The sequence below is a fragment of the Pseudomonas sp. PME37.24/025 genome (genome assembly GCF_055556615.1).
The window spans coordinates 1-257 of record NZ_JBVHNK010000348.1 but is presented as its reverse complement, the minus strand read 5'-3'; the positions used below and the strand labels follow the sequence as shown (position 1 = coordinate 257).

The 257-nt window shown below is 62.6% G+C and carries 1 protein-coding gene; it reads right to left on the bottom strand.

Going from position 1 to position 257, the window contains the following annotated elements; genetic code table 11:
• The coding region (locus ACZ3HH_RS30645) for a DNA topoisomerase (protein WP_465810425.1) at positions 1 to 257 on the bottom strand (257 nt) is incomplete at both ends.

The following is a 257-nucleotide window of genomic DNA, read 5'->3' as shown; positions in this document are numbered from 1 at the left end:
CCTTCTTGTGGCCCTTGTCCAGCCAGCGGCCCTTGTAGATGCCGGCAGCGCAGACGAATTCGGCGTGCACTTCCCAGTAGTCGCGCGGGATGAACTTCTTGATCTTCTCTTCACGCTCGACCACGATGGACAAGGTCGGCGTCTGCACGCGGCCCACGGTGGTGAGATAGAAGCCGCCTTCCTTGGAGTTGAAGGCGGTCATGGCACGGGTGCCATTGATGCCGATCAGCCAGTCGGCTTCGCTGCGGCAGCGCGCG